Here is a 19,570-nt window from a genome sequence, read left to right on the forward strand (position 1 = left end):
GTCAGGCGACGGCAACGACGTCGAGGATGCGCTGTACCACACGGTCCTGGTCGATGCCGGCCGCTTCTGCTTCGAAGGACAGGATGATGCGATGGCGCAGCACGTCGAACAGCACCGCCTGGATGTCCTCGGGGCTGACGAAGTCGCGCCCGGCCAGCCAGGCGTGGGCCCGCGCGCAGCGGTCCAGGGCGATGGAGCCGCGGGGGCTGGCGCCGTAGGCGATCCACTCGGCCAGCTCCGGGTCGAACTTGCCCGGGGTGCGGGTGGCCATCACCAGCTGCACCAGGTATTCCTCCACCGCGTCGGCCATGTACAGGCCGAGGATTTCCTTGCGGGCGGCGAAGATCGCCTGCTGGCTGACCCGGCGCTCGGGCAGGGTCTCGCCGTTCAAGGCCTCGCCCCGGGCCTGCTGGAGGATCCGGCGCTCAACCGCAGCATCCGGGAAGCCGATCTTGACGTGCATCAGGAAGCGGTCGAGCTGGGCTTCGGGCAGCGGGTAGGTGCCTTCCTGCTCGATGGGGTTCTGGGTCGCCATCACCAGGAACAGTGGCGACAGTTCATAGGTGCTGCGCCCGACGCTGACCTGGCGCTCGGCCATGGCCTCCAGCAGCGCCGACTGGACCTTGGCCGGGGCGCGGTTGATTTCGTCCGCCAGCACCAGGTTGTGGAAGATCGGGCCTTGCTGGAACACGAAGCTGCCGGTTTCCGGGCGATAGATCTCGGTGCCGGTGATGTCGGCGGGCAGCAGGTCGGGGGTGAACTGGATCCGATGGAACTGTGCTTCGACGCCGTCGGCCAACTCCTTGATGGCCTTGGTCTTGGCCAGGCCCGGAGCACCCTCGACCAGCATGTGGCCATCGGCGAGCAGGGCGATGAGCAAGCGCTCGATGAGTTTGTCCTGGCCAAGGATCTGCGTTGAAAGAAAGGTTCGCAGCGCCAATAGCGCTTCACGATGTTCCATCGGTGACTGTTCCTGGAGAGGGTGCGCCTGGACGTGGTGATAACGCCCGGGCTGGGGGCGATACTTTAATCCATAGCGGGCCCCGCCGACTAACGGGGAAAGAGCGATTTCGAAAAAATCCCGGCTTTTTCCCAAGGCGGCTGGCACGACGGGAGCCTGGTGCCCGCCAGGCGGGCATGCGCAGCCTGCGGCAGCGGCTACACGAAGCCTGGGCTACCTGAAACTGGGACGTGGGCCTGTAGCCGCTGTCGAGCCTGCGAGGCTGCGCCCGGGCGCGCAGCGGCCGTTGTCCGGGGGGATCAGAGCTGGCTGATGTAGGTGCCGGTGCCCTTGAGGATGTTCTTGAGGGTCAACTCCACTTCGGCCAGGTCGGCGGCGCTGGTGGCGTGGTGGATGTGCAGGTGGTCCGAGCCGTTGAGGGCATCGGTGTCGGTCGCGGCGATCTCGATCAGCAGGGTGGTGGGGCTGAGGGTCACCTTGATCCCGTCCAGGGTCGAGGGTTCGCCGTCGAGGGTGATTTCCAGCTCGTCCTCGTCCGGATAGCGGCTCATCAGGAACATCTCGCCCTGGGTGCTGTGGCAGCAGAGCATGGCCATGTTGTCTTCTTCGTCATCGCAGGGGTTGGCGATCAGGTGGGCGGTGGTCATCTGCATGGAGGCATTCCTGGGGCAGGGCAAAAGAGGCAATTCTGCCAGCGCCGGGGAATTTCTGCTGATTTGTCTGATGGTGGACAGGTTGTGAACGCAATCGGTGTCTCGGTCATTTTTGGTGCGTAAGTCCCGTGAAAGCGGGGAAAATCCAAGGTTTTTCTCCCATGGCTGCTAGTGTTGTTCTGGGCGGGAACGACCCGTTGCGTGCCGTTGACCGAATATGTCGCAGCATCGCAAGCAGCTGTCGCATCGCACTCGTTAAGCTGCGCAGCGGACAATTTGTTCTCAAGTGCGATAGGTTGCGTCTGTTTTGTGATGATCACCGGCCAGGGCATGGCCCCGTTCGCCTTGGCCGATGCGCATCCCGGGAAGGAGTGAATGTGACCTGCGCGTCTCGTCCAGCTTCATTCACCTGGCATCCTGCGACCTCTGCCCGAGATTCAGGAGCAGGATGCCCCGGCGCCCCTCAAGGGGCCATACGCGACGCTACCATCAATAACAAGCCCAAGCGGAGTACCACAGATGGCGTTCTTCACCGCAGCCAGCAAGGCCGACTTCCAGCATCAACTGCAAGCGGCACTGGCGCAGCACATCAGTGAACAGGCACTGCCACAAGTGGCGCTGTTCGCTGAACAATTCTTCGGCATCATTTCCCTGGACGAACTCACCCAGCGTCGCATGTCCGACCTGGCGGGCTGCACCCTTTCTGCCTGGCGCCTGCTTGAGCGCTTCGATCACGCGCAACCGCAAGTGCGCGTCTACAACCCCGATTACGAACGTCATGGCTGGCAGTCGACCCACACCGCGGTGGAAGTCCTGCACCATGACCTGCCTTTCCTGGTGGACTCGGTCCGCACCGAGCTCAACCGTCGCGGCTACAGCATCCACACCCTGCAGACCGCGGTGCTCAGCGTGCGTCGCGGCAGCAAGGGCGAGCTGCTGGAAATCCTGCCCAAGGGCACCCAGGGCGAAGGCGTGCAGAAAGAGTCGCTGATGTACCTGGAGATCGACCGCTGCGCCAACGCCGCCGAACTGAGCGTGCTGGGCAAGGAGCTGGAGCAGGTGCTGGGCGAGGTGCGTGTCGCCGTGGCCGACTTCGAGCCGATGAAGGCCAAGGTCCAGGAGCTGATCCAGAGCATCGACAACAGCCAGTTCGCCATCGCCGCCGACGAGAAGTCCGAGATCAAGAGCTTCCTCGAGTGGCTGGTGGACAACCACTTCACCTTCCTGGGCTACGAGGAATTCGTGGTCGGCACCGACCAGGATGGCGGGCATATCGAATATGACCCGAACTCCTTCCTGGGCCTGGCCAAGCTGCTGCGCGCCGGCCTCACCGGGGACGACCTGCACATCGAAGACTACGCCGTGAACTACCTGCGCGAACCGACGCCGCTGTCGTTCGCCAAGGCTTCGCTGCCCAGCCGCGTGCATCGCCCGGCCTACCCGGACTTCGTATCGATCCGCCAGATCGATGCCGACGGCAAGGTGATCAAGGAATGCCGCTTCATGGGCCTCTACACCTCCTCGGTATATGGCGAGAGCGTGCGGGTGATCCCGTACATCCGTCGCAAGGTCGAGGTCATCGAGCAGCGCTCCGGCTTCCAGCCCAAGGCCCACCTGGGCAAGGAACTGGCCCAGGTCCTGGAAGTGCTGCCCCGTGACGATCTGTTCCAGACGCCGGTGGACGAGCTGTTCAGCACCGTGATGTCCATCGTGCAGATCCAGGAACGCAACAAGATCCGGGTATTCCTGCGCAAGGACCCGTACGGCCGTTTCTGCTACTGCCTGGCCTACGTGCCGCGCGACATCTATTCCACCGAAGTGCGGCAGAAGATCCAGCAGGTCCTGATGGAGCGCCTGCAGGCCACCGACTGCGAGTTCTGGACCTTCTTCTCCGAGTCGGTCCTTGCCCGTGTGCAACTGATCCTGCGGGTCGACCCGAAACAGCGCATCGACATCGATCCGCTGCTGCTGGAGCGCGAAGTGGTGCAGGCCTGCCGCAGCTGGCAGGACGACTACGCCAGCCTGGTGGTCGAGAGCTTCGGCGAAGCCCACGGCACCAACGTCCTGGCCGACTTCCCGAAAGGTTTCCCGGCCGGCTACCGCGAGCGTTTCGCCGCCCACTCGGCGGTGGTGGACATGCAGCACCTGCTGAGCCTGAGCGAAAGCAACCCGCTGGTGATGAGCTTCTACCAGCCCCTGGGCCAGGTGACCGGCCAGCGCGAGCTGCACTGCAAGCTGTACCACGCCGATACCCCGCTGGCGCTGTCCGACGTGCTGCCGATCCTGGAAAACCTCGGCCTGCGGGTCCTGGGTGAGTTCCCGTATCGCCTGCGCCACAACAATGGCCGCGAGTTCTGGATCCACGACTTCGCCTTCACCGCCGCCGAAGGCCTGGACCTGGACATCCAGCAGCTCAACGACACGCTGCAGGACGCCTTCGTCCACATCGTCAGCGGCGATGCCGAGAACGATGCCTTCAACCGCCTGGTGCTGACCGCCGGCCTGCCATGGCGCGATGTGGCGCTGCTGCGTGCCTATGCCCGCTACCTGAAGCAGATCCGCCTCGGTTTCGACCTGGGCTACATCGCCAGCACCCTGAACAACCACACCGACATCGCTCGCGAGCTGACCCGGTTGTTCAAGACCCGCTTCTACCTGGCGCGCAAGCTGACCCAGGAAGACCTGGACGACAAGCAGCAGCGCCTGGAGCAGGCGATCCTCACCGCCCTGGACGACGTCCAGGTGCTCAACGAGGACCGCATCCTGCGACGCTACCTGGACCTGATCAAGGCCACCCTGCGCACCAACTTCTACCAGCCCGATGCCAACGGCCAGAACAAGTCGTACTTCAGCTTCAAGTTCAATCCCAAGCTGATCCCCGAGCTGCCCAAGCCGGTGCCGAAGTTCGAGATCTTCGTCTACTCGCCACGGGTCGAGGGCGTGCACCTGCGCTTCGGCAACGTCGCCCGCGGCGGCCTGCGCTGGTCGGATCGCGAGGAAGACTTCCGTACCGAAGTCCTGGGCCTGGTAAAAGCCCAGCAAGTGAAGAACTCGGTGATCGTGCCGGTGGGCGCCAAGGGCGGCTTCCTGCCGCGTCGCCTGCCGCTGGGCGGCAGCCGTGACGAGATCGCCGCCGAAGGCGTAGCGTGCTACCGCATCTTCATCTCCGGCCTGCTGGACATCACCGACAACCTCAAGGACGGTGGCGTGGTGCCGCCGGCCAACGTGGTGCGCCACGACGACGATGACCCGTACCTGGTGGTGGCGGCCGACAAGGGCACCGCGACCTTCTCCGACATCGCCAACGGCATTGCCATCGACTACGGCTTCTGGCTCGGGGACGCCTTCGCCTCCGGCGGCTCGGCCGGCTACGACCACAAGAAGATGGGCATCACCGCCCGTGGCGCCTGGGTCGGCGTGCAGCGTCATTTCCGCGAGCGTGGCATCAACGTCCAGCAAGACCCGATCACCGTGGTGGGCGTGGGCGACATGGCCGGCGACGTGTTCGGCAACGGCCTGCTGATGTCCGACAAGCTGCAACTGGTGGCGGCGTTCAACCACCTGCACATCTTCGTCGACCCGAATCCGGATCCGGCCACCAGCTTCGTCGAGCGCAAGCGCCTGTTCGACCTGCCGCGCTCGGCCTGGAGCGACTACGACACCAGCATCATGTCCGAGGGTGGCGGTATCTTCTCCCGTAGCGCGAAGAGCATCGCCATTTCGCCGCAGATGAAGGAGCGCTTCGACATCCAGGCCGACAAGCTGACCCCGACCGAGCTGCTCAACGCCTTGCTCAAGGCGCCGGTGGACCTGTTGTGGAACGGCGGCATCGGTACCTACGTCAAGGCCAGCAGCGAAAGCCACGCCGATGTCGGCGACAAGGCCAACGACGCCCTGCGGGTCAACGGCAACGAACTGCGCTGCAAGGTGGTGGGCGAGGGCGGCAACCTGGGCATGACCCAACTGGGTCGCGTCGAGTTCGGCCTCAACGGCGGCGGCTCCAACACCGACTTCATCGACAACGCCGGTGGCGTGGACTGCTCCGACCACGAAGTGAACATCAAGATCCTGCTCAACGAAGTGGTGCAGGCCGGCGACATGACCGACAAGCAGCGCAACCAGCTGCTGGCGAGCATGACCGACGAAGTGGCGGGCCTGGTCCTGGGCAACAACTACAAGCAGACCCAGGCCCTGTCCCTGGCTGCGCGTCGCGCCTACGAGCGGATCGCCGAGTACAAGCGCCTGATGGGCGACCTGGAAGGCCGTGGCAAGCTGGACCGGGCCATCGAGTTCCTGCCCAGCGAAGAGCAGCTCAACGAGCGCGTCGCCGCTGGCAAGGGCCTGACCCGTCCGGAGCTGTCGGTGCTGATCTCCTACAGCAAGATCGACCTCAAGGAGCAGCTGCTGGGCTCCCTGGTGCCGGACGACGACTACCTGACCCGCGACATGGAAACCGCGTTCCCGCCGACCCTGGTCAGCAAGTTCGCCGAAGCCATGCGTCGTCACCGCCTGAAGCGCGAGATCGTCAGCACCCAGATCGCCAACGACCTGGTCAACCACATGGGCATCACCTTCGTGCAGCGCTTGAAGGAGTCCACCGGCATGAGCCCGGCCAACGTGGCCGGCGCCTATGTGATCGTGCGCGACATCTTCCACCTGCCGCACTGGTTCCGACAGATCGAGGCCCTGGACCACCAGGTCTCGGCACAGGTGCAGCTGGAGCTGATGGACGAGCTGATGCGCCTGGGTCGTCGGGCCACCCGCTGGTTCCTGCGCAGCCGTCGCAACGAGCAGGATGCCGCCCGTGACGTGGCGCACTTCGGTCCGCACCTGGCGGCCCTGGGCCTGAAGCTCGACGAGCTGCTCGAAGGTCCGACCCGTGAAGGCTGGCAGTCGCGCTACACCGCCTACGTCGAGGCTGGCGTACCGGAGCTGCTGGCACGCATGGTCGCCGGTACGACCCACCTGTACACCCTGCTGCCGATCATCGAGGCCGCGGATGTCACCGGGCACGACGCCGCCGATGTGGCCAAGGCCTACTTCGCCGTGGGCAGCGCCCTGGACCTGCCGTGGTACCTGCAGCAGATCAGCGATCTGCCGGTGGCCAACAACTGGCAGGCCCAGGCACGCGAAGCCTTCCGCGACGACGTGGACTGGCAGCAGCGGGCGATCACCATCTCGGTCCTGCAAATGGCCGACGGCCCGCAAGACATGGAAGCCCGCGTGGCCCTGTGGCTTGAGCAGAACCTGAGCATGGTCGAGCGCTGGCGCGCGATGATGGTGGAAATCCGTGCCGCCAGCGGCACCGACTACGCCATGTACGCAGTGGCCAACCGGGAACTGCTGGACCTGGCCATGAGCGGCCAGTCGGGCCTGTAAGCCACCGACCCCGCTGCAACGCAAAAGCCCCGTATCGCAAGATACGGGGCTTTTTTCATGGTGCTGTCCCGTCCTGAATAAGGTTTACATCTTCTGACCTTTCCTCAGGAGGAACCAATGGATTCGGGAAAAAGGCGCACTCAGCGCAGGCTGTCATCGACCCTTGCATCGCTCCACTGGTCGTTGACAGCGCGTGGCCGGTACCTACCGGCGCTGCATCATGCTCGCCAGCGGGCGCTTGGCCATGCTTGATGACGGCATGGGGTTTTCGTTGCTGCCAAGGAAGCCTGTGATCGAGCAGCGCCTAGGCCAACAGCTTGCCGCCGGGGTACACGGTACAGGTGTGTCGTGGAGATTGGCTGGCAACGCGGACTTCCAATCATCTGAATGATCCCGCCGGGAACAGATGTTCAGCCATGAAATCAACGAACGCCCGCACCCTGGGCAACAGTTGCCGATTGGAGGGCCACAATACCCAGAAGGTACTGGACGAACCGGCCCAGTCGTCCAATACCGTCACCAGTTCTCCACGATCGAGGGCCGCCTTGACCGCGAAGTCCGGCAGATAGGCGATACCGTGGCCCTGGATGGCCATATGCCGCAGCGTCTCCAGATGGTTGCTCGTCATGCTTGCCGCCGGGCGCAGGTCGACGTCTTCGTCGCCGCGCCGCAAACGCCATTTCTCCAGCAGGCCGGTGCTTGGGACGCGATGCAGCAGACAAGCGTGTCGGGCGATGTCCGCGGGCTGTTCGGGTCTGTCGTGCTGCTCGAAATAGCCGGGTGCGCCCACGCAGACAAAGCGGCTGATGCCCAAGCGTTTGCTCATCAGTCGGGAGTCGCTCAACTCTCCAGTGCGCACCACCGCATCGAACCCTTCGTCCACGACATCCACCAAGCGGTCGCTGAAATCCAGGTCGAGTTCGATTTGCGGATAATGGCTGGCAAAAGCCGACAACACCGGCCACATCAACCCGCTGACCAGAGGCAGGCTTACCCGCAGTCGGCCTTGCGGGGTCGCCGTCGTGCTGGCCAACTCATGCTCGGCCGCGGCGATTTCGGCGAGGATGCGCCGACAGCGTTCCAGGAACAGCGCGCCTTCCGCTGTGAGACTCACGCTGCGAGTACTGCGCTGAAACAGGCGCACGCCCAGCTTCTGCTCCAGCCGGGCCACGGCCTTGCTAACCGCCGACGCGGAAATACCCAACTGCCGTCCCGCTGTCGCGAAGCTGCGCAATTCGGCTACCTGCACAAAGATCGTCATGCCGCTGTGGCTATCCATTTCACGCTCCGATTGATGACTAGATAGTCATGTTAATCGTGATGTTTTCCCTATTTTTCCATATCTAGTTCCTTTCTATCATCAATTGTTCACCAAGGTGGTCGCGACATTGCCGCGGCAACCGTGAGTCCGAGGGCGCCATGCATGGCCTCGCTATCTTCGAGGGATACCCGATGAGTACCACCACCGTGTCCGAGTCGGACGCGAAATTCTGCCAAGCTCCGTTGATCGTCACCGGTTGCCTGACCGCCGCCGTCATTCCATTGAGCATCGCCGGCCCCGCGGTGGTCGTTCCCTCGATCAACCAGGCACTGGGTGGCAGCGCGGTCGAGCTGACCTGGATCATCAACGCCTACATCCTGACCTACGGCAGTGCGACACTGGCCGCCGGCAGCCTGGCCGACACCTATGGGCGCAAGCGGGTCTGGCTGTCCGGCATGCTGTTGTTCGCCTTGGTAACAGCGGCCATTCCCTTCATGCCGTCGGTGTTCTGGATCGACATCCTGCGGCTCATTCAGGGCCTGGGCGCGGCAGCCGCTTTTGCGGGCGCGATGGCTGCACTGACACAAGAGTTCGATGGACACGCCCGCACGCGCGCATTCAGCCTGATCGGTACGACTTTCGGCGCTGGAGCGGCATTCGGCCCCTTCATGGCTGGACTGCTGATCGACACCCTGGGGTGGCAATGGGTGTTCTTTCTGCCGGCGCTGGTCGCCTTGCTGGCATCGGCACTCGTTGCACCATTGGCCCGCGAGACACGCGACCCCGACGCCACGGGACTGGACTGGCCTGGCGCCATCAGCTTTACCACCGGTCTGGCCGTGCTGACCTACGGCATCATTCTTGCGCCCGAGCGAGGCTGGAGCCATGCCTGGGTACTGGCTTGCCTGACGAGCGCGCTCATGTTGCTGGCCGCCTTTGTCGTCATCGAACGCCGGCAGGCCAGGCCCATGCTGGACCTGTCGCTGTTCGCCAATGCCCGGTTCGTCGGAGTGCAGGTGTTGGCGATTGCGCCGGCCTATGCGTACATCGTGTTACTGGTCATGCTGCCAGCCCGATTCATCGGGGTCGAAGGATACAGCGCACTGGCAGCCGGGCAGATGATGATCGCGCTGTCCGCGCCGCTACTGGTGGTGCCCTTCATTGCCGGCGTGCTGGCGCGCTGGATCAACGTCGGCGTGCTGTCTGGCATTGGCCTGGCCATTGCGGCAGCCGGACTGGCCTGGTTGGGCTTGACGCTATCGGGCGGTGCGCAAAGCGCGCGCTTGCTGGCGATGCTGGTGATCGGCATTGGCATCGGCCTGCCCTGGGGGTTGATGGATGGCTTGGCCGTGAGTGTTGTTCCCAAGGAGCGGGCGGGCATGGCTGCGGGAATCTTCAATGCGGTGCGCCTGGCCGGTGACGGGATGGCCATTGCCGCCGTGGGCGCCATGATGGCCGCCAACATTCTCTCTGGGCTGGTGGTTTGCGTGCCGAATGGCGCATCAGGGCAAATGACGAATGCAGATTTGGTCGAAGCATCCAACCGGTTGGCAATGAGTGACCTACACAATGCCCTGGCACATTGGCCAACGGCTGGACGGTCGCTGCTGTTGCAGGCATATGAAGGCGCATTCCGTTTTCAGCTTCTTGTCTTGGCGGGGGCTGCGGCAGCGACGGCGATCCTGGTGCTCGTGCTGTTGGGAAGGGTAAGACGGCATAACTGATCGCGATGGCGTTCAGACATTCACGGCGCTTCCAGGCCGTCGCTGAAGATCCACACTTCGCCTGCGCCGCCGGACGGCTGCACATCGAACAATCGCGAGTCATGAAGAAACGGGAAGAAGCACTGGGCGTGGTGCCGCAGCACGCGCAAACCTATGGCGAGGCCGTGGATGCGGTGACACTGGTCCCGTCTGTGCGGGAGGCGTTTATGGCTGGGGATCGGGGTAGGAAGGGCCGCTCCGTCGCCAAGAGCAGCCAGCAGAAGCAGAGCTGGCGACATACAGTCGCCTGAAGGCGAAAGCGCGGCCCTTGGGCTGCGCTTTGGCTTTTTGTCGGGTGAAGGACAACTACGATGGCAAAATAAGGATCGCCAGGTATTGGCTGGGCGAGAGCAGTGCTTACTTGCTCTTGCCCGAGGCGTCCTGCTCGACCACCAGGTCCAGCACATAGACGTGTGACGAGGCATCGGCCGGCGGGTTCTTCCACTCGTACTGCTTGACCCGCAGTACGGTACGCACGCCGTCATGGTGCTCGTAGCCCTGGATCGAGTCGTACATTGGCTCCCAAGTGCCCTGGGTCGGCAGTTGCAGGCCGGCGTCGTCATAGCGCCGCTCGCGCACTTGCAGGCATTGGTAGTTGGGGATCAGTGGGTGGCTGCACTTGACGGTCTTGGCGGCCACTTCCAGGAACATGGTCTGACCCTGGCTGCCGTAGCGGGTCTCCGGGGTTTCTTCGCCCTGGAACTTGAGCACCGAGCCATCCTGGGTAGTCAGTTGCAGCATCGGCTCGGGGGTATCACCAGTGACGGTGGTGCGCAGGTCACCCTTGAACAGACGGTCGACCTGGCTGTCCAGCTCCATCAGGCTCTTGTCGCAGGCCATCTTGGTCGAAGCCAGTTGCTGCACCTTCAGTACGCCGTTCTGGTAGGTGTAGCCACCGAACTGGCCGTTGCAGCCACCGCTGATGTTCAGGCTCTGGTCGCCGAAGGTCAGGCGCAGCTTGCCCTGGGTGCCCTTGGCCATGGCCGGGATGGGTTTGCCCGAGGCATCGGTGGCCGATACCAGGTTCCAGTAATAGGCCGGGAGCGCCGGTTGGGCAGCGGTGGACGAGGCGGCGGGCATGGAAGGCGATCCTTCATGGGAGGTGGAAGCCGGCGTGCAGGCCTGGAGCAGGGCGGCGCAGATGGCAACGAGGAGAATATTCTGTTTCATGGTTCGCTCTTTCAGCCTTGATTGAGTGGGTGCGGCATTCTGCGCAGGAGGATGCACGCGCCGGTAAACAGAGGTTCGAGGTCGCTCGAAGAGGGGTAGCGCGCTGCGCAACCCGCCGGGCCCGAAAGTCGGATCGGGCGGTCTCGATCGTTACCGATAGCGATGGGACAACATGATGGCCATTGGGTTTCACCTGGGTGTTTATCCGGTAGTGTTACCAAATCTTGCAACCTGCTGCGTGTCGCCGCTGCCGCAAGCTGCGTAGGCGCGCAGCGGCGCTTGCAAAATCCATGTTCCAGGGGGCGTCAGCAGCTCATCCTGGGTGTCCATCAGCCTGAACACCAGCAGCTTGGCCGGTTGGGTCTGCTTGGCGCTGGCCCACCGGATGCTGCGAGCCGACGGGCTCGACTCCGGCCTGTCAGGTGAGGCACGGTGGCCTGGCCCGCGCGTGCTCCAATAGGGCCTCGTGGCGCAGGCCAGGTCTTGGGCACGCTGCTTGCGTTCGGCCTAGACCGGGCGCGGACTGGCGCAAGTGCCCCGGCCGATCTTGCCCACCAGGCCGTTTTCAGGGGCCGGCAGGGCGTAGGCATCGGCTACCGTCTTGCGCGAAATGCCCAATGACGCGGCCAAGTAAGTCCGTGCGGCCATTGGTGTAGTTGCCTGGCTGCAGGCCAGCCGGGACAAGTTCACCAGAACCAGTAGGGCAGGAACTTGGGTGTCGGTTCTATGGCCAGTTCCTGGTGGAACGTGATGGGGTTGAAAAAGAACGCATCCAGGGCAAGGAACGCCGCAACACCATAGGCCAGGACGATCAATTGGCGATGGGGATGTACATAGTAGTTGCGGTCGATGAAGTAACGAACCACGGTGAGTGCGATAAAGCTAGCGAACACGCCGAGATAGTTCGGTTGCAATGGCTTGGCCGCGTAAAAATTGTATATCCAGACCGCCACGGCCAGCCCGATACCAATGGCAGGTAACTTCAGGCACAACCCCAGTAGCCAGTTCCTGGCGCGGATGAACATATCGTTCTTGTCGACGAAGATATAGGCGGCCAGCAAGGCGATGGCGGGGGTGATGGAAACGATATAGCGAGCCTTCTTCGAGTTGGGGATGGTGAAGAACAGGATCAACGCCACGAACCATAGCGTCAGATAAAGCAGCAGCTCGCTATCGGCCTGGCGCTGGGCGCCGAAGAACGACTTGTACTTCCTGGCGATGACATTCAGGGCGAAGAACACGGTGATGCCATAGGTGATCAGGCCGCCGGTGAAGTAGAAGTAGTAACGGGGCTTGTGATCGCTGGCGACCCGGTCCAGGCCCTGCATCATCAGCACTTCGTGCATGAAGGTCGGGCCGCCCTGCACGTGGGCGGCCCAGGCCAGCAAGGCTACGCCGACGACAAGCAGCAGTCCCGAGACCAGGCCGAACAGCACCAGCGTGCGCCATTGCCGGCTCAGCAGGTAATAGCCGCCGACCACGATCGCCGGGCCGATCAGGCCGATGGGGCCGCGGAACATGAAGCCCAGGGCCAGTCCGACGAATACCAGGGCCAGGCGCCAGGGCTGGCGCTTCAACTGGCCGGAGTAGGCCAGGTAGAAGCACGCCACGCTGAACAGGGCGGGATAGACATCCAGGGCCAGCGAGTTGACCGCATCCAGGAACCCCCAGGTCAGCAGTGAAAAGAGCGCGGCGTACAACCCCCACTGCTTGTCGTGCAGCGCTCCCAACTTGTAGATGAAGACCAGGATCAGTGCCGCGCTGATGCAATAAGGCAGGCCCATCGAAAGTATCGACAAACGACCGAAAGGCAGAGAGGACAAGTAGATGAGGAAAGTATTGGCGATGGTGTAGTCAGGATAGGGCTGTAAATCATCGGCAATGGGAAACAGCGTCATGCCGTGCTGGAGCATATAGTCGGCAAAGTCGACGAAGCGCGTGGTGTAGTTGAGAATCCCCGGCTTGTATTGCAAACCCATGAACAGCGCAAGCGCTACTAGAAAGATACTCAGGCAAGGTCTTTGGGTGACCTGTCTCATCAAGTTGTTCATGCGCTCGTTAGTTCCAAGGGTACGAGAATATACGGTGGCCAGCGGTTCGACACCATAGAGCAACATGACTGTCTGCTTGCTGAACTAGTGCCGAAGATGGTCGCGCAATCTAGTCGACAACAAGTTACAGGCGGGTATAAGTATCCGGCTTGCCAATGGCCTGCTTTTTGGCGGTACAGGTGGTCCCATGAAGTTGCTTCATATCGACGCCAGCGCCCAGGGCGAGCGTTCCGATTCCCGTGCCCTGGGCCGTTATTTCATCGAGCAGTTGCAGGAGCAGGGGCTGGACCTGGAAACCGGCTGCCTGGACCTGGCCCGGGAGTTCCGGCGGCCGCACCGAGTTGACATACCCGGATACCCCGTCCTCGGCCAGGTGAACCGGCAGAAAGTGCGGTTTCTCACCAGCCGTGGCGCCGACCCGCGCCCGAGTAGCCTCATGGCCTGGATGGATGCGCTGAACCCGGCACGGCGGGCCGCCTTTGCCTTCATCGGCGTGCAGGACCCGCTGTGCCTCGATGCCCAGCCGTTGCAGTTCGCCCACCCCGAGGCCCGAAGCGAAGCCCTGGCGCGGGCCCGGTAAGAACTGTGGCAAGTGGCCGGGCACGGGGCGCCGGGGCTATCGGCGCTAGCCTCGGGTCGTTCAAGGACGCTGTTGCGGGGTGACCGAGTTGCCGAAGGTGTTGCCCATGCGCACGCCGGTGGCGGCCGGGGTCGACAGGCCGAGCTGGTTCGGCGGGCGTTTCTCCACGGGCTTGCGCATCGCCTCGGCATTGGCCCGGGCAGCCTTGGTCGCTTGTGGATCGTTGCCCATCTGCCGGCTCAGGCAGTTGTAGTCGGGGGCCTTGTAGCCGCCGACGCTGACCTCCACGCACCCCTCGCGCGCTTCCTCGGCCTGGGCCGCCCACGGCAGGACGCTGAGCAGCAGACCTGCGGCATATAGACTGAATCGTTTCATCAAGGCCTCCTGGCTGGCCCGGGAAAGCGGGCTTCGATAGCGGCCGAGTGTAGTGCAAAGACCGTGCTGAAAAAGTGATGGTTTTTTTGCCGTGGCCGTAACACCAGATTCATAAATTGGCCTCAGGATGACGCTTTTCAGGGATTGGAAGGCCGTGCAGCGACGCAGAGCGCAGGTCGGGCGATGGACTTCATTGCACGGGGGCTTGGCGACCTGTGTGCTGGGGTTCGCGCTGTGGCTGCAAGCGTCCGAAGCCGGGGCCCAGGACAGTCCGCAAGGGCCGCCCCGGGTCGATTCCCAGGCCCTGCTGGCGCTGGATATTCCGGCCCAGGACCTGGCCCAGGCCCTGGAGTCGTTCAGTCGTGCCACGGGGATGGCGGTGCTGGTGGACCGGGAGTTGGCTCGAGGCCGGCGTTCGGTGGGGGTCAAGGGACACTACAACGCTCGCGAGGGGCTCGGGCGTTTGCTGGCTGGCAGTGGCCTCATGGCTCGTTACGCCCGCAGCGACGCCTTCACCTTGCAAGTGCCGCCGGCCAGCCAGCCGGCTGCGCAACCCGCTGCGGGGGGCGGGCGCGGGACACGCCTCAACAGCAGCTATGCCACGGCCTTGCAGCGGGCGGTGGAGCGCAGCTTGTGCACCTCGGCGCTGACCCGGCCGGGAAGCTTCAGGGCCCTGCTGCAACTGTGGGTGGGGGCCGACGGCAGGGTGCAGCACAGTCGCCTGGTCACTAGCACCGGCGACTGGCAACGGGACGAGGCGTTGGTGCAGCGCCTGGCGCAGGTTCGCGTCGAGCGCCAGGCACCCAGCTCGCTGAGCCAGCCGCTGACCTTACTCTTGATACCGGACACGACAGGGAAACGCATGGATTGCAAGGAATGGGAAGGAGCTTCCGGGGTATGAAGAACACCGGGCACAGTGCGATGGTCAGGCTGTTCCTGACGTCCTACGAGGACTTCCGGGTGCGCTTGCGCAGGCGCCTGGGGTCGGAGGACCTGGCCAACGATGTCCTGCATGAAACCTACCTGCGGGTCGACCGCATGGAGGAGCCGCCGAACCTTGCCCAACCCAATGCCTACCTGTATCGCATGGCCCTGAACATCGCCGCCGACCGGCGTCAGTCCGACGCTCGCCTGCTCACCGGCGAGGAGGTCGAGGAACTGCTGCAGGTCGCCGACGAGGCCCTGGACCCCTCCCGGGTGGTGGGTGGCCAGAAGGAAATCCAGATCCTGCTCAAGGCCCTTTACGAGCTGCCGGCACGCCGCCGGCGAATCTTCATCGCTGCGCGCCTGGAAGAGGCGCCGCACCTGGAAATCTCCCAGCGCTTCGGCATTTCCACACGGATGGTGGAAAAGGAACTCAAGGCCGCCCTGGGCCATTGCGCCCTGCGTCTTGAAAGAAAAGTCATTCAGCGGTTCGGTCCCGGGGCCGGAAAACCGTCCTAGACAAAGAGTCCCTGATCAATCCGTGAGTATCTGCGCGCTTGAACATCTTTAGCATTTCTTCTCCCCGGGCCTCGGCGGACCAGCAACTGCTGAGCGAAGCCCGGGACTGGCTGGTCCTCCTGACGTCGGGCCGGGCCACCGCGGCCGACGCCCGGGCGCTGCGCCAGTGGTGCGCGCGCAGCCCAGGGCACGCGGCGGCCTTCGAGCAGGCCAAGGCCCTGTGGCATGGCTTGCAGCCGGCGGCCCAGCGCCTGGAACAGCAGGCACGCTTCCGGACTTTTGGGCGCCGGGCCTTTCTCGGCGGCGCGCTGGCGGCCTCGGCGGCACTGTTCATGGTGCGCCTTACGGTGCCCGGCGGCTTCGCCGGGCTCACGGCGGACTTTTCCACCGAGGTCGGCGAGCAGCGGCGGGTCGACCTGGCCGATGGAGTGAGCCTGGAGCTCAACACCCAGACCCGTATCAGTCGCCGTGAACGGGGAGTGGGAGAGCAGGGCATCGAGTTGCTGGAGGGCGAGGTCGAGGTGTTCAGCCAGGGCGTGCAGGCGCTCAAGGTCCAGGCCGGGGAAGGTTGGCTGAGCGCGCGCCAGGCGCGTTTCAACCTGCGCAATACCGAGCGCCAGGTGTGCGTGACCTGTATCGAGGGCAGCCTGCAGGTGGAGGTGGCCGGGCGCAGCATTGGCCTGGACAGCGGCCGCCAGCTGACCTACGACGAGCGTGGCGTGGGCCAGCCAGTGGCGGTGGACCCCCATGCGGTGATCGCCTGGCGCGAGCAGGTGCTGGTGTTCGACGACGCTACGCTGGATACCGTGGTCCGCGAGATCAACCGCTACCGTCCCGGGATGCTGGTATTGCTCAATGCCGAGCTCGGCAAACGCAAGGTCCAGGCGCGTTTCTATCTCGATCAACTGGCCGGCGTGGCCCTGTTGATTCGCGACGCCTATGGCGCCAAGTGCACCGAGTTGCCTGGCGGCGTGGTCCTGCTCAGCTGATACCGTCTCCGCGCTCGGCCTGATCCGCCGCCGATGTCCGCTACGCGGCCATGCGCAGCCTGCGACAGCGGCTACTCCAAGCCGTGTACCGTTCGGCCTGTAGCCGCTGTCGAGCCTGCGAGGCTGCGCCCGGTTGCGCAGCGACCGTAGATCCCGACGGACCTGACCCGCCGCCGGTGTCCGCCAAGTGCTCCAGGACCGGGCTCAATCCAGCGGGCCCAATACCTGGCGGTAGCGTTCTTCGCCTTGGGGCGTCTGGCGCACCAGGCGGATCTCCAGGCCGGCGGGGTTGTCCTGGCGGTTGCCGCTGAGCTGGCGCCAGCCCTTGTCCGGGTTCCACACGCGCACCTGCAGATCGCTGACCCGCTCCAGCACCGCCACGCCGTCGCGCGGCGCCGGCAACGGGTAGCGATCGCGAGCCTCGGCCACCGCGCGGTACAGGGTGTCGCCCTTGAGCCACCAGCGCACCCGCTGCAGGCCTTCGCCGGAGGTGGCGGCGCTGCGGATCACCTCCAGGCGAAACCCCTTGCTGTCGGAGCTGCGCACGCTCAGGGGCGCCGGGGTCTCGGGTTCGGCATTCTCGCTTTCGCCAAGCTGTGGTTCGCGCAGCTCGATGGTGGCCCGTTGGGCCACGTCGCGGTCCAGCTGGTTGAGCGCCCGCAACAACGCTTCGGTCTGCTCGGTGCCGGCCTTGAGGTGGGCGTCGGCCCGGCTCACGCTGTCCAGGCCGCGCCAGGCGATGAGGCTGACCACCGCCATGAGCATGATCGCCACCATTACCTCGATCAGGGTGAAACCTTCCTGGCGACGGTTCATGGCTGTTCCACCACGCGCAATTGGCCGGCCGGCGTGCGCTCCACCCACAGGCTATGCTGACCGTCGGATAGCACGATCCGAACCGGCGGGTTGATCCATTCGGCATTGAGCACCAGGCGCTGGCGCGGTTCGATGCGCACGTCCATGGCGGGGCTATCCCAACGGCGCGGGCGCAGTTGGCGGTCATGGCGAAAGTCGTCGACGCCGCTGCCGCCATCGGCCGGGCGGTCGAAGGCGAATCCCTTGGCATTGGCCCGCCAGGTGATGGGCCGGCCATCGGTGCGGGCTTCGGCTTGGGCCACTTGCAGCAGTTGCGCCAGGCGCTCGGCGTCCTTGCGCAGTTGCTGCAGCGGGTCGGGCTTGATGCTCAGGCCCACGGCGGCGCTGGCGATGCCGATGATCACCAGCACCACCATCAGTTCGATCAGGGTGAACCCCTGTTGCTTGCCGCTCTGCATCACGTTGCACTCCTTGGCGATGGGTCCAGACTGCCCGAGGCAGATGATCGTCCAGTGAAATAAAACCGTGAGAATTGAGCTGTAGGCTGCGGGGACGGACAAACAGGAGGTCCTGCCCATGCTACGCGCGCTGCTCAACCCATCTTCAGCTCCCCGGCTATTGCAGTACACGGCCCTGGTGGCGGCGCTGGCCGGTGTCGTCACCTGGTCGTCCCTGCTGCTGACCCCGGCCGAATCCCAGACCCCGATGGCTGCGCCCCAGGTGCTCGCCGCACGGGCCGACAGTCCGGCCCTGCAGTGGTTCGCCAACCGGCCGGCGCAGGTGGATATCAAGGTCTGCGGGGTCATGGCCGGGGCCCGCGGGGCGGTGGCCATCCTCAGCCTCAACGACGGGCCGGCGCGCAGCTTCCTCGCCGGTGAACGGCTGACCCAGGGCGTGCGCCTGGCTGCCATCGAGGCCGATGGCGTGCTCATCGAGCGCGGCGGCGAGCAGTCGCGGGTCAAGGTCAGCAAGCTGCCGGACTCGCCGGCCCTGCCACGGTTGACCCGCTGAGCTTCACTGGCGCGGCGCCTGTGGCCGGCCGACCAGGCTCTCCAGCCGTGCCAGGGGCGGCGCTTCGCGGCTGCGGTCGCGTACCTGCACGCTGACCCGCAGCAGGCCCGGCGCAATGCCGGGCACGATCGCCTGCTCGCAGCGCAGCTTGAGCCGGCCCTGGTCGCATTCGAAATTCTTCAGGCCCGGATGCGGGTTGCCCTCCAGGCGCAGTTCGGCCAGGCGGCTCTGGGCCGCCAGCAGGGCCAGGGACTTGTCGCGCAACAACCCGTTGCCCTGGGTCATGAGGCCCGCCACGCGCACTGCCGCCGACATCGCCACGGCGATGATGGCCAGGGCCACCAGGACCTCGATCAGGGTGAATCCAGCTTGTTTGGACACCGCTCGCATGGGCTGCTCGAAACCGGGAAACAGCCTCGCAGACTAGCCCGCGGGCTTGACGGAATGGCGACCGAAACTCCCGAGGTTTTTCAATACCACTGACATATCTTCTTGCAACACTGCGCGACGAATCGAACTCAAGCCAAGGAATGTCGAGATGGATATCGCGCATGAAACGTCCCCACCCCAAGCCTGCGGAGCGTTGTCGGCAGGCCGGGAGATCGCCTCGCCAGGCCAGGAGCAGGAAGCTTGTGGCGTGGCAGCCCAGGTTAGCGGCCAGGACGCCGGGGGCGCTTGGACACGGCGGCGGACCCGGGGCGGCCGCGCCCAGCGCGGTTTCACCCTGATCGAGATCATGGTGGTGGTAGTGATCCTCGGGATCCTGGCCGTCATGGTGGTGCCCAAGGTCCTGGATCGTCCGGACCAGGCACGTGCCACCGCGGCCAAGCAGGACATCGCCGGGCTGATGCAGGCGCTCAAGCTGTATCGCCTCGACCATGGCAGCTATCCGAGCATGAACCAGGGCCTGAAGGTCCTGGTGGAACGCCCGGCCAATGCCAAGGACAGCAACTGGCGTTCCTACCTGGAGCGCTTGCCCAACGATCCCTGGGGGCATCCTTATCATTACCTCAACCCGGGGGCCAACGGCGAGGTGGACGTATTCTCCCTCGGCGCCGACGGCCAGCCCGATGGCGAAGGCGTGAATGCCGACATCGGCTCCTGGCAGTTGTAAGGCC

At 64.5% G+C, this 19,570-nt stretch carries 19 protein-coding genes and 1 pseudogene; 9 read left to right on the forward strand and 11 right to left on the reverse strand.

Going from position 1 to position 19,570, the window contains the following annotated elements; genetic code table 11:
• Nucleotide 1 precedes the first annotated feature (1 nt).
• Together H7A76_RS11995 and H7A76_RS12000 are read right to left on the reverse strand one after the other, a co-directional pair.
• Nucleotides 2–961 (reverse strand): AAA family ATPase, encoded by a 960-nt coding sequence (locus tag H7A76_RS11995; protein WP_022644092.1) that lies wholly within the window; start codon nucleotides 959–961, stop codon nucleotides 2–4.
• 299 nt (nucleotides 962–1,260) lie between these two features.
• Nucleotides 1,261–1,614 carry a hypothetical protein gene (locus H7A76_RS12000; protein WP_185698677.1) on the reverse strand — a complete coding sequence of 118 codons (354 nt, stop codon included), beginning with the start codon at nucleotides 1,612–1,614 and terminating at the stop codon, nucleotides 1,261–1,263.
• 519 nt (nucleotides 1,615–2,133) lie between these two features.
• Between H7A76_RS12000 and H7A76_RS12005 the strand changes: the two genes are divergently transcribed.
• The gene (locus tag H7A76_RS12005; protein ID WP_185698678.1) at nucleotides 2,134–6,993 is read left to right on the forward strand and encodes an NAD-glutamate dehydrogenase; all 4,860 of its coding nucleotides are present in this window, start codon (nucleotides 2,134–2,136) and stop codon (nucleotides 6,991–6,993) included.
• 187 nt (nucleotides 6,994–7,180) lie between these two features.
• Nucleotides 7,181–7,384, forward strand: a pseudogene (locus H7A76_RS12010) (DUF3363 domain-containing protein); the annotation flags it as partial.
• Here H7A76_RS12010 and H7A76_RS12015 read toward each other — a convergent pair.
• Nucleotides 7,373–8,272: a LysR family transcriptional regulator gene (locus H7A76_RS12015; RefSeq protein WP_185698679.1), complete on the reverse strand. Its 900-nt coding sequence runs from the start codon at nucleotides 8,270–8,272 to the stop codon at nucleotides 7,373–7,375. The pseudogene H7A76_RS12010 and the gene H7A76_RS12015 sit on opposite strands and share 12 nt — an antisense overlap.
• Before the next feature lie 173 nt (nucleotides 8,273–8,445).
• Between H7A76_RS12015 and H7A76_RS12020 the strand changes: the two genes are divergently transcribed.
• Nucleotides 8,446–9,978 carry an MFS transporter gene (locus H7A76_RS12020; protein WP_185698680.1) on the forward strand — a complete coding sequence of 511 codons (1,533 nt, stop codon included), beginning with the start codon at nucleotides 8,446–8,448 and terminating at the stop codon, nucleotides 9,976–9,978.
• Nucleotides 9,979–9,998: 20 nt separating this feature from the next.
• Here the strand turns inward: H7A76_RS12020 and H7A76_RS32770 are convergent, their stop codons facing one another.
• The 4 genes from H7A76_RS32770 to H7A76_RS12040 all read right to left on the reverse strand — a co-directional run bounded on the left by H7A76_RS32770 (nucleotide 9,999) and on the right by H7A76_RS12040 (nucleotide 13,166).
• Nucleotides 9,999–10,256, reverse strand: a complete 258-nt coding sequence (locus H7A76_RS32770; RefSeq protein WP_185698681.1) for a hypothetical protein — start codon at nucleotides 10,254–10,256, stop codon at nucleotides 9,999–10,001.
• Between the two features lie 118 nt (nucleotides 10,257–10,374).
• Entirely contained in the window at nucleotides 10,375–11,187 is an 813-nt protein-coding gene (locus tag H7A76_RS12030) for an META and DUF4377 domain-containing protein (RefSeq protein ID WP_185698682.1), read from the reverse strand.
• Between the two features lie 507 nt (nucleotides 11,188–11,694).
• On the reverse strand, nucleotides 11,695–11,835 hold the full coding sequence (locus H7A76_RS12035) for a hypothetical protein (RefSeq protein WP_185698683.1): 141 nt from the start codon (nucleotides 11,833–11,835) through the stop codon (nucleotides 11,695–11,697).
• Between the two features lie 38 nt (nucleotides 11,836–11,873).
• Entirely contained in the window at nucleotides 11,874–13,166 is a 1,293-nt protein-coding gene (locus tag H7A76_RS12040) for a glycosyltransferase family 39 protein (RefSeq protein WP_185698684.1), read from the reverse strand.
• A 259-nt stretch (nucleotides 13,167–13,425) separates the two neighbouring features.
• Between H7A76_RS12040 and H7A76_RS12045 the strand changes: the two genes are divergently transcribed.
• A complete protein-coding gene (locus tag H7A76_RS12045; protein WP_185698685.1) occupies nucleotides 13,426–13,818 on the forward strand; it encodes an NAD(P)H-dependent oxidoreductase in 393 nt (130 codons plus the stop codon).
• Between the two features lie 60 nt (nucleotides 13,819–13,878).
• Here H7A76_RS12045 and H7A76_RS12050 read toward each other — a convergent pair whose 3' ends face one another.
• Nucleotides 13,879–14,193, reverse strand: a complete 315-nt coding sequence (locus H7A76_RS12050; protein ID WP_185698686.1) for a hypothetical protein — start codon at nucleotides 14,191–14,193, stop codon at nucleotides 13,879–13,881.
• Nucleotides 14,194–14,398: 205 nt separating this feature from the next.
• Between H7A76_RS12050 and H7A76_RS12055 the strand changes: the two genes are divergently transcribed.
• Genes H7A76_RS12055 through H7A76_RS12065 form a run of 3 tightly spaced genes read left to right on the forward strand, consistent with a single transcriptional unit; the run spans nucleotide 14,399 to nucleotide 16,625 of the window.
• Nucleotides 14,399–15,094, forward strand: a complete 696-nt coding sequence (locus H7A76_RS12055) for an STN domain-containing protein (RefSeq protein ID WP_409519184.1) — start codon at nucleotides 14,399–14,401, stop codon at nucleotides 15,092–15,094.
• On the forward strand, nucleotides 15,091–15,636 hold the full coding sequence (locus tag H7A76_RS12060) for a sigma-70 family RNA polymerase sigma factor (RefSeq protein ID WP_053129044.1): 546 nt from the start codon (nucleotides 15,091–15,093) through the stop codon (nucleotides 15,634–15,636). The genes H7A76_RS12055 and H7A76_RS12060 overlap by 4 nt, the downstream gene beginning before the upstream one ends.
• 38 nt (nucleotides 15,637–15,674) lie before the next feature.
• Complete coding sequence (locus H7A76_RS12065; protein WP_185698687.1) at nucleotides 15,675–16,625, forward strand: FecR domain-containing protein; 951 nt, start codon at nucleotides 15,675–15,677, stop codon at nucleotides 16,623–16,625.
• A gap of 204 nt (nucleotides 16,626–16,829) precedes the next feature.
• Here the strand turns inward: H7A76_RS12065 and gspJ are convergent, their stop codons facing one another.
• Complete coding sequence (gspJ, locus tag H7A76_RS12070) at nucleotides 16,830–17,441, reverse strand: type II secretion system minor pseudopilin GspJ (protein WP_185698688.1); 612 nt, start codon at nucleotides 17,439–17,441, stop codon at nucleotides 16,830–16,832.
• Entirely contained in the window at nucleotides 17,438–17,899 is a 462-nt protein-coding gene (gspH, locus tag H7A76_RS12075; protein ID WP_185698689.1) for a type II secretion system minor pseudopilin GspH, read from the reverse strand. Before gspH ends, gspJ begins: the two co-directional genes overlap by 4 nt.
• Before the next feature lie 118 nt (nucleotides 17,900–18,017).
• Between gspH and H7A76_RS12080 the strand changes: the two genes are divergently transcribed.
• Nucleotides 18,018–18,452, forward strand: a complete 435-nt coding sequence (locus H7A76_RS12080; RefSeq protein WP_185698690.1) for a type II secretion system protein N — start codon at nucleotides 18,018–18,020, stop codon at nucleotides 18,450–18,452.
• A 3-nt stretch (nucleotides 18,453–18,455) separates the two neighbouring features.
• Here the strand turns inward: H7A76_RS12080 and gspI are convergent, their stop codons facing one another.
• Nucleotides 18,456–18,842, reverse strand: coding sequence for a type II secretion system minor pseudopilin GspI (gene gspI, locus H7A76_RS12085; RefSeq protein ID WP_185698691.1), 387 nt, complete (start codon nucleotides 18,840–18,842; stop codon nucleotides 18,456–18,458).
• Between the two features lie 247 nt (nucleotides 18,843–19,089).
• Here gspI and gspG point away from each other — a divergent pair, with 247 nt between their 5' ends.
• Nucleotides 19,090–19,566, forward strand: coding sequence for a type II secretion system major pseudopilin GspG (gene gspG, locus H7A76_RS12090; RefSeq protein WP_185698863.1), 477 nt, complete (start codon nucleotides 19,090–19,092; stop codon nucleotides 19,564–19,566).
• Nucleotides 19,567–19,570: the final 4 nt, after the last annotated feature.

Origin of the sequence: Pseudomonas sp. MSSRFD41 (assembly GCF_014230245.1) — a bacterium.
Lineage (GTDB): Bacteria > Pseudomonadota > Gammaproteobacteria > Pseudomonadales > Pseudomonadaceae > Aquipseudomonas > Aquipseudomonas piscis.

Coding starts and splice junctions, on each gene's coding strand:
- H7A76_RS11995 (WP_022644092.1), bottom strand. CDS start 961: ATGGAACATCGTGAAGCGCTATTGGCGCTGCGAACCTTTCTTTCAACG.
- H7A76_RS12000 (WP_185698677.1), bottom strand. CDS start 1,614: ATGCAGATGACCACCGCCCACCTGATCGCCAACCCCTGCGATGACGAA.
- H7A76_RS12005 (WP_185698678.1), top strand. CDS start 2,134: ATGGCGTTCTTCACCGCAGCCAGCAAGGCCGACTTCCAGCATCAACTG.
- H7A76_RS12015 (WP_185698679.1), bottom strand. CDS start 8,272: ATGGATAGCCACAGCGGCATGACGATCTTTGTGCAGGTAGCCGAATTG.
- H7A76_RS12020 (WP_185698680.1), top strand. CDS start 8,446: ATGAGTACCACCACCGTGTCCGAGTCGGACGCGAAATTCTGCCAAGCT.
- H7A76_RS32770 (WP_185698681.1), bottom strand. CDS start 10,256: ATGTCGCCAGCTCTGCTTCTGCTGGCTGCTCTTGGCGACGGAGCGGCC.
- H7A76_RS12030 (WP_185698682.1), bottom strand. CDS start 11,187: ATGAAACAGAATATTCTCCTCGTTGCCATCTGCGCCGCCCTGCTCCAG.
- H7A76_RS12035 (WP_185698683.1), bottom strand. CDS start 11,835: ATGGCCGCACGGACTTACTTGGCCGCGTCATTGGGCATTTCGCGCAAG.
- H7A76_RS12040 (WP_185698684.1), bottom strand. CDS start 13,166: ATGGGTTTGCAATACAAGCCGGGGATTCTCAACTACACCACGCGCTTC.
- H7A76_RS12045 (WP_185698685.1), top strand. CDS start 13,426: ATGAAGTTGCTTCATATCGACGCCAGCGCCCAGGGCGAGCGTTCCGAT.
- H7A76_RS12050 (WP_185698686.1), bottom strand. CDS start 14,193: ATGAAACGATTCAGTCTATATGCCGCAGGTCTGCTGCTCAGCGTCCTG.
- H7A76_RS12060 (WP_053129044.1), top strand. CDS start 15,091: ATGAAGAACACCGGGCACAGTGCGATGGTCAGGCTGTTCCTGACGTCC.
- gspJ (WP_185698688.1), bottom strand. CDS start 17,441: ATGAACCGTCGCCAGGAAGGTTTCACCCTGATCGAGGTAATGGTGGCG.
- gspH (WP_185698689.1), bottom strand. CDS start 17,899: ATGCAGAGCGGCAAGCAACAGGGGTTCACCCTGATCGAACTGATGGTG.
- H7A76_RS12080 (WP_185698690.1), top strand. CDS start 18,018: ATGCTACGCGCGCTGCTCAACCCATCTTCAGCTCCCCGGCTATTGCAG.
- gspI (WP_185698691.1), bottom strand. CDS start 18,842: ATGCGAGCGGTGTCCAAACAAGCTGGATTCACCCTGATCGAGGTCCTG.